Origin of the sequence: Thioclava sp. F34-6 (assembly GCF_002213235.1) — a bacterium.
GTDB lineage: Bacteria > Pseudomonadota > Alphaproteobacteria > Rhodobacterales > Rhodobacteraceae > Thioclava > Thioclava nitratireducens.
Genome location: NZ_NBOA01000033.1, coordinates 1 through 1,245 on the forward strand (window position 1 = coordinate 1; position 1,245 = coordinate 1,245).

1 protein-coding gene is annotated in these 1,245 nt (G+C 51.9%); it reads right to left on the bottom strand.

The window, feature by feature from the left end:
* Positions 1-281 precede the first annotated feature (281 nt).
* Positions 282-1,088 (bottom strand): glycosyltransferase family 25 protein, encoded by an 807-nt coding sequence (locus B6V72_RS18895; protein ID WP_088736369.1) that lies wholly within the window; start codon positions 1,086-1,088, stop codon positions 282-284.
* Between the last annotated feature and the right edge of the window lie 157 nt (positions 1,089-1,245).

The following is a 1,245-nucleotide window of genomic DNA, read 5'->3' on the forward strand; positions in this document are numbered from 1 at the left end:
GGGCGTCACCAGCCCGTCACCCTGAGCAAAGCCGGGAAACTCTGCCTAAGGGCGGTAGAGCTCTGGGGTGCGGATCACAAAGCCGGGAAACTCTGCCTAAGGGCGGTAGAGCTCTGGGGTGCGGATCAGAGGGTCGTGGGATCGACTTCTCTCTGGTTGTGCAGCCTGAGGCACTGAGGTTGCTCTCATTGGCGTCGGAATGTCTTTCAATCAGGCATTGATAGCAAAATATGAATCCCACAATGGTTGTTGTAAGCGTGCAGATGAGCTTGTCGCTATTTTTATGTATGTTCATTCTGGCGATAGTAGATGACAGTGTGCCGCTCTTTAATTGAGCGAGCAAGATTTTTCATGGGTCTATACGCCTGCAGATAAATTCTAGTAAGCTCGCGCAGGATTTTTTTGCCCATACTTGCTGGTTTTCCGCGCCGGTTTACAGCTCGATCAGCATTACATGATATCAGACTCTTAAATCGAGTTTCTTGGGTGTTCAGGCAGTCGTCTTGAATGCATATTGCGTCGCTTAGTTGCCACACCTTCAGCCCAAAGTTGTAGACAGGATCGAAAATTAGATGATCCAAAGGCATTTCAATGTTGGTTGTCTTCTCGAGGAGAGTGGCAGCTGCCTCGCGGCTCAGTATATAACCAGCAGAGCCGCGGTGATTAGAGTTAAGTCGATGTAGCGCTCGCCCGCGCGCCGGAACAGGTCGCTTGGCTATCCATACTTTCTGTAAATATGTCTCGAGCTTTACCACATCAACTCCCGAGGGTATCCAGGCACTGTCGGTGACAAATTCGGCGGCATCAGAAGCCAGATGTACGTCATCCTCGAAGATCGTACCGAATTCATCATTCCCGTCTACGATGCGTTTCCAACATTCGCGATGGCTCAGGGCACAGGCTTTTTCAGCGCCCAACCACGGACGACCCATCCGGTTTCCGAATGTAGTCCCGCCGGCTTTGCTGCTCACTTCCCCAATGGTGACAGCACTAATCCTTTCTGCCTTGATGCCTAGCGCGGAAAACTGATGTTCCATCCAATCGCGGCGCTCTCCTGCAGTATCTAGGTTGATGTAAAGGTTGAGCATCTCTTCTCTCAATAGCTAAACCGCCGCCAATGAGACACGATGTACCAGAGTGCGATCTCTTGCGCTAGTTGTTCGACCTTCTGATCGTGAACAAAGTCCATTGCCCAGACGTCGTTCGGGCCGACCGCCTCGGCGCGGTCGTCACGCAGCTTGGCCT